Origin of the sequence: Companilactobacillus futsaii JCM 17355 (assembly GCF_001435505.1) — a bacterium.
GTDB classification, from domain to species: Bacteria; Bacillota; Bacilli; order Lactobacillales; family Lactobacillaceae; genus Companilactobacillus; species Companilactobacillus futsaii.
Window position 1 is genome coordinate 1 of record NZ_AZDO01000025.1, and the last position, 6337, is coordinate 6337.

Annotated in this window: 8 protein-coding genes; 6 read left to right on the forward strand and 2 right to left on the reverse strand. The window is 28.9% G+C overall.

The features are described 5' to 3' along the window. Window positions 1-106 precede the first annotated feature (106 nt). The 6 genes from FC88_RS03195 to FC88_RS03220 all read left to right on the forward strand — a co-directional run bounded on the left by FC88_RS03195 (window position 107) and on the right by FC88_RS03220 (window position 5480). Window positions 107-2263, forward strand: coding sequence for a peptide cleavage/export ABC transporter (locus FC88_RS03195; RefSeq protein ID WP_057812714.1), 2157 nt, complete (start codon window positions 107-109; stop codon window positions 2261-2263). An 11-nt stretch (window positions 2264-2274) separates the two neighbouring features. Continuing rightward, complete coding sequence (locus FC88_RS03200) at window positions 2275-3654, forward strand: bacteriocin secretion accessory protein (RefSeq protein ID WP_057812716.1); 1380 nt, start codon at window positions 2275-2277, stop codon at window positions 3652-3654. Window positions 3655-3673: 19 nt separating this feature from the next. Continuing rightward, entirely contained in the window at window positions 3674-3931 is a 258-nt protein-coding gene (locus tag FC88_RS03205; protein WP_057812718.1) for a helix-turn-helix domain-containing protein, read from the forward strand. A 52-nt stretch (window positions 3932-3983) separates the two neighbouring features. Further along, window positions 3984-4184, forward strand: coding sequence for a leucocin A/sakacin P family class II bacteriocin (locus FC88_RS03210; protein WP_229239888.1), 201 nt, complete (start codon window positions 3984-3986; stop codon window positions 4182-4184). A 363-nt stretch (window positions 4185-4547) separates the two neighbouring features. Next, window positions 4548-4868, forward strand: coding sequence for a bacteriocin immunity family protein (locus FC88_RS03215; RefSeq protein WP_057812722.1), 321 nt, complete (start codon window positions 4548-4550; stop codon window positions 4866-4868). Window positions 4869-5153: 285 nt separating this feature from the next. Beyond that, the gene (locus FC88_RS03220; protein WP_057812724.1) at window positions 5154-5480 is read left to right on the forward strand and encodes a hypothetical protein; all 327 of its coding nucleotides are present in this window, start codon (window positions 5154-5156) and stop codon (window positions 5478-5480) included. A gap of 416 nt (window positions 5481-5896) precedes the next feature. Here FC88_RS03220 and FC88_RS03225 read toward each other — a convergent pair whose 3' ends face one another. Next, a complete protein-coding gene (locus FC88_RS03225; RefSeq protein WP_149029870.1) occupies window positions 5897-6070 on the reverse strand; it encodes a bacteriocin in 174 nt (57 codons plus the stop codon). Between the two features lie 30 nt (window positions 6071-6100). Continuing rightward, window positions 6101-6259: a bacteriocin gene (locus FC88_RS12755; protein WP_149029869.1), complete on the reverse strand. Its 159-nt coding sequence runs from the start codon at window positions 6257-6259 to the stop codon at window positions 6101-6103. Between the last annotated feature and the right edge of the window lie 78 nt (window positions 6260-6337).

Sequence of the window (6337 nt, forward strand, 5' to 3'; positions counted from 1 at the left end):
CTTTATGGGTTTTTGTGTCCACTAGTGTTCGGTTATATTTTACAATCTGCCATATATAAATATAATACGTATTAGTTGATGAAGGCTAATAGGAGATATTTTATTTATGAGAAGAAAGGACATTTATACATCCCAAGTTGATGAAAGTGACTGTGGAGTGGCTGCTTTGGCTATGATTCTAAAGAATTATGGGTCTAATTATTCTATAGCAAGGTTGCGTAACTTTGCAAAAACTAACAGAGAAGGCACCACGGCCCTAGGTTTGGTAAAAACGGCTCAAAAGTTAAATTTTGAGACCCAAGCTATTCAGACAGATATGACCCTTTTTAAAGAAAAAGATATTCCATATCCATTTATTGCACATGTGGTAAAGAATAAAGTATTGGAACATTACTATGTGATTTTAGGATGTACAAAAAAATATATTCTTGTGGCTGATCCTGATCCAACAGTTAAAGTAACTAAAATGAGTTACGAAAAATTTTCTTCTGAATGGAAGGGTGTGGCTCTATTTTTTGCACCTAATTCAGAGTATAAACCTGAAAAAATTGATAAGAAAGGGTCTCTTTTTTCATTTGTGCCTGTTCTTTTTAAACAAAAAAGATTAGTAGTTAATATTATTTTGGCAGCATTGTTGATAACTATTATTAGTATTTTAGGATCTTATTTCTTACAAACAGTTATCGATACATATATTCCTAACAATATGAGCAATACTTTAGCAATCATTTCTTTAGGATTGATTATTCTTTATGTTTTCCAATCTATGTTTACCTATTCTAGAGATTTCTTATTATCTATTTTGGGTCAAAGACTTTCTATTGATATTATTTTGGGATATATTCGTCATATTTTTGAATTGCCTATGGATTTCTTTGCTACTAGAAAAACAGGAGAGATTGTTTCTAGATTTAATGATGCCAATAAGATTATTGATGCCTTAGCAAGTACAATAATTTCTATATTTTTGGATTTAGGAATTGTAATTATAATGGGAACTGTTTTGGCAATTCAAAATGGAACTTTATTTTTAATAACACTAATTTCCTTGCCTGTTTATGTAGTAATAATTTGGATATTTTCTAAACCATTCGAAAAATTAAATCAAAAAGAAATGGAGAGTGGATCAGTTTTAAACTCTTCAATTATTGAAGATATTCATGGAATTGAAACAATCAAAGCATTGACTAGTGAAGACCAGCGATATTCTAAAATTGATAGTGAGTTTGTGGATTATTTAAAGAAAAGCTTGAGTTATATAAAAGCCGACACATTACAACAAGCGTTAAAGTTATTTATTCAATTAGTTTTAAGTGTAGTTGTGTTATGGGTCGGAGCTCTTATGGTGACTAAGAATCGTTTGTCTGTTGGTCAATTAATGACTTATAATGCTTTGCTTGCATATTTTGTTAATCCTTTACAGAATATTATTAATTTACAGCCCAAATTACAATCAGCAAAGGTTGCTAATAACAGGTTGAATGAAGTCTACTTAGTTGATTCCGAATTCAAAGAAAGACGCACGGTTAAAAAGTCTGCCCAATTAGTCGGAGATATTAAATTAACAAACGTTGATTTTAGTTACGGATATGGAGAAAATGTTTTGAATGATATTACTTTAGATATTCATTCTGGTGAAAAGGTTACTATTGTGGGAATGAGGGGGTCTGGAAAATCAACATTGGTTAAGCTATTAGTAGATTTTTTTAAACCTATTAAAGGAAAGGTTTCTATTAATGAACATGATGTTCAGAATATTGATAAATATGTTTTGAGACGATTTATTAACTATATCCCTCAAACACCTTACATTTTTTCAGGAAGTATTCTAAAGAATCTAACTTTGGGAAATAGAGAGAATATCAGTAATGAGGATATTTTAGAAGCATGTAAAATTGCCCAAATAGATGAAGATATAGAGAAAATGCCGTTGCAGTTTGAGACTGTTTTGGACGAAAACGGTAATACTTTATCTGGTGGACAAAAACAAAGAATCACCATTGCTAGGGCATTACTGTCTCCAGCCAAAGTTTTAATATTTGATGAATCTACTAGTGGGTTAGATTCTATAACTGAAAATAATATTATGAACAATTTGATGAAAATTAAAGGATTGACGGTCATCTTTATTGCTCATAGACTATCTATCGCAAAAAAGACAGATAATATTGTAGTGTTGAATAAAGGAAGAATTGTAGAAAAGGGAACACATCAAGAGTTAGTAAATAAAAAAGGTTATTACTTTGATCTTTTGAATAATTAGGGGAAATTTATATGGATAAAAAATTTTTAGAGAGTAGTGAATTCTATAATAAAAGATTTAATAATTTCTCCAGTCTACTGATAATTCCAATTGCTTGTTTGTTTCTTCTAATTGTTATTTTTTCTTTTTTTATGAAACGTGAAGTCACAATTGAATCGTTTGGAAATCTCGGCAGTAGACAAAATATTCCTATCGTTCAGTCACCTTCCAATAGTGCAATTCAAAAAAACTATTTATCTGAAGGAAAATATGTAAAAAAGGGAGATATTTTACTTTCTTATAAAAATACTGGAAACGATATTAAGATTGAAAATATTCAGAGTCAAAAGAAAGATATAAATGATCAGATTGCCAGTCTACAAATCTTTCAAAATGGCGTCGAATCTAATCAAGATACTTTTGATGTTGATGATAAATTCGGATATCGGAATTTGTTGAAAAGTTATTTAAATCAAAGAAACATTTATGATATTGAAAATCAAATATTACAAGATAAATCTTCTTTTTCTAATGGGAAAATTAATCAATTGACCAACCTATATGACAATAATTTAAAACAGAAAGAAAATGACCTAAAATCTTATCAGAATATTTTTGATGCTATAAAGAATAATAAGAACTATGACTCTAATGCTAATTATAGTTATTTGTATGATGGATATAGTGCTGAATTAAAGAGTACTTCCGATGCTGAGTCTAAAGCGTCGGTTAAAAATAGCTACTTAAATAACTTGCAACAGCAAATTGATAATATCAATGATGAAGTAAGTAATATTAACGAGCAAAAGGATTCATTAAAAGATTTCGATGATAGTAAATATAATGTAGATTCGAATAATACCAAATTATCATCTTTACAAAATGAACAAATGAAAAGCATTTCAGAAGAATTAGTTAAATTAAAGACCCAAAAGAAAAATTTAAAATCTAATTTAAAGGAATTAAACGATTTAAAAAATAGTTCATATATTAAAGCCAAAAAAGCTGGAGTTATTCATATGAATAATCAGTCAGTAAAAGATGCTAAGTATGTTGGGGCCGGTTCTGAGATTGCTGAAATATATCCAATTTTAAGAAAAGATGGCATCTTAAAATTGCAGAGCTATGTTTCCTCTAGAGAGATTTCATCTATAAAAAGAGGTCAACATATGCGATTAGAAATAACGCGTAATGTACCGAGACCAATCCTTATTAATGGGGTAATTAATAATATCAGTGTCGCTCCCGTTCCAGTAAACAAAGGAACGTATTATATTGTGACGGCTGAATCTAAAAATGAGTCTAATATTGCTTCTCAGATCCATTATGGGATGAGTGGTAAGACAACCATTATTACAGGAAAGGAAACTTTCTTTAAGTATTATAAGGATAAACTGCTGGATAAAAATTAATTTAGGAGGGAATCTATTAATGTTAAAAAATATTCAATTTGAAAATCTCAGACTTATTAAGGGCGGAAAGAATATTTACCCTATATTATGTGAAAACATGAGACGTATAAGAAAAAATAAAAAAATTACTCAACGGAGAATGTCTATTGATATGAGAATAGATCAATCTACTTTATCTAAGTATGAATCATGTACTAGAAATCCAGATTTGAATTATATATTAGAGTTTTGTAAATTATGTAATGTATCTTTAGATAGTTTAATTAAAGATAGATGACAAATGGGAATATTTTCAATTGATATTTTGATTATAGTATAAGAGTAATTAAATGAAAGGGAGATATGTCAATATGAAAAAAGTAATCGATGAAAACTCATTGTCTTTAATTAGTGGAGGTAAGTACTACGGTAACGGAGTTTCTTGTGGAAAACATACATGTAAAGTAAACTGGGGACAAGCCTGGAACGAAAGTGTTAATCGTTGGGGTAATTCATGGGTAAATGGATTAACAGGATTACGCCAACATTAAAATAATATTCAAATAATTATATAATTAAATACATAAGGCACAGAATTTTATTTTCTGTGCCTTATGTATTTTAATCAATAGTGGGAGAAAAGAATGCTAAAGAAGATGAAATTTATCATCTTTATATTTTACTATGTAATATCATTATTTTCGGTTGAATCATTAAACTTACAAGGAATTACTAATATTTTTAATGAATTGGGATAAAACATAAAGATGTTGAAGAATTTCTTTAATACTTGATAGCTTTGCTAGTTAATGAAATTCACCAAATCGCTACTTAGAGTTCGGTCCCAATTCAGGTAAATATATAATTTTGTAATGACTTTAATGTAAATTTTTTTTAGTTTGGAAGTGAATTAATTGAAAAATAATAAATTATTTGATTTGATAGACGCTTCGTACAATGAAGATCTTTCAAACCAACCTGTGGAATACAAAAAATGTCTTTTAGAAAGTGCAAAAGAGCTAACAAAAGGTAAAGATGAAATTCAGATTTGTGTGAAGATATATAAAAGTTACCATGATAATTTCATGGTTCCTATGACGTTACCTAGGAAGAATAGGGCGCTCTATCAGTACATAAAAGATAGATTAAATGATCCTACGCAAAAGGAGTTACGAGATTTAAACATAGGGTATGGACTAAGTGCTACTCATTTTACTTTTGGTCCTTTAAATTAATTTTAAGTCGCCTAGTGTTGAAGAATTTTTCTTGATTTCAGATTTAAGCTTTCTTGATATACCTAAATGATTAAAAAATCCCTCTAAATATATCAAATGAATTATATTATTCACCTAATACCCATGGAAGGATTATCACATTCGAAAATTAGATTAAATGGAATACTGCAGAAATCCCTATAATTAAAAAAGTAGAACCACTAACATAATTTGTTAGTAGTCCTGCTTTTTGATTTTTAATGTTGTCAATAAATCCTGTTAGGAAAGGTAGTTGAGATATGAGGGATGAAGTATAATCAGCAACAGAAAATGTTAAAATTATTGATTGAGTTTCAGCAAGATCTTTTACTAAACATTAACAACGAAACGAATCAACAAATAGTAGAATTATTAAACGATGGGATATTCAAATTATCGAAGGAAAAATGTCAGGGCTTAGTGTTTGATAACTTGGTTCATGATTTAGTTCAACAGATTAGTTTAAAGATTGCTAATGGGAATGTATCTTTTAATACAGAAACGAGAAAAGCTTGGTCCGCAATTGTTAATATGAAAAAGGGACCATCTGATAATTCTCTAGCTTATACGCTTTTGAATCTATTCCATTGGTAAATAAAAAGGGCAGGATCACTAACATATGTTAATGATTCTGCCTAAATATGTCCAAGAGATTCGAGCCTATTCAGGATGTTTAAATTAACTAATTATTATATACGGAACCGTAACAAATATGATGTGGAAAAACGGTGACTGATTGTCACCGTTTTTCCCGATTTGTGTTAATTGAAGATTTATTTATACAGAATGCATTGAATAGAAGCATTATAATACAAAGAAGAGATCCCCAATTTGCTACTGTATAAATGTGATCGAAAAATAAATCTTTAACTATTTCAGGTGTTAATAAGATTGCGATCCAAAAAGAAAATGATTTATAAAATTTATTATTAACTTTTTTGTTTTGTAATTTAAGTATTTTAATCTCTCCTTTATATTAGATTTGCCATTAGATTGTTTAACGAAAACTTTTATTTAAAGTCTTTGTATAAATGATCATAGTAAGGTTGTCTTTTCCCCATCTTTTTTACAATATCCATGGAATTTGAAAAAAGATATTCATAAGCTGCTGATAGGAATCCACCACCATTAATATTTTTTAATTCTTTTTTTTCTATAATATTAAATTTTTCCGATTTTTTCATGCTATTACGCAATCCTTTCTCTTTAAATTATTAGTTGTTGATGGGTGAGGGCTTCATGTGCTGATAATAGACCATATTTGAATAAGCATCCGCCATATCAGCAAGAATCCAATTTACTGCGTTATTTCCACCAGTGATATTTTTTAGTTCATTATCGTTTAGAAGATAGATTGAATTAATTTTTCTCATTATTCATACTCCATTTTTTCTATACGCAAATTGCAAGAACAAGTTAGCCACTTTGGAAAAATAAAGAAAAGTTAAGAT

Coding starts and splice junctions, on each gene's coding strand:
- FC88_RS03195 (WP_057812714.1), top strand. CDS start 107: ATGAGAAGAAAGGACATTTATACATCCCAAGTTGATGAAAGTGACTGT.
- FC88_RS03200 (WP_057812716.1), top strand. CDS start 2,275: ATGGATAAAAAATTTTTAGAGAGTAGTGAATTCTATAATAAAAGATTT.
- FC88_RS03205 (WP_057812718.1), top strand. CDS start 3,674: ATGTTAAAAAATATTCAATTTGAAAATCTCAGACTTATTAAGGGCGGA.
- FC88_RS03210 (WP_229239888.1), top strand. CDS start 3,984: ATGAAAGGGAGATATGTCAATATGAAAAAAGTAATCGATGAAAACTCA.
- FC88_RS03220 (WP_057812724.1), top strand. CDS start 5,154: ATGAAGTATAATCAGCAACAGAAAATGTTAAAATTATTGATTGAGTTT.
- FC88_RS03225 (WP_149029870.1), bottom strand. CDS start 6,070: ATGAAAAAATCGGAAAAATTTAATATTATAGAAAAAAAAGAATTAAAA.
- FC88_RS12755 (WP_149029869.1), bottom strand. CDS start 6,259: ATGAGAAAAATTAATTCAATCTATCTTCTAAACGATAATGAACTAAAA.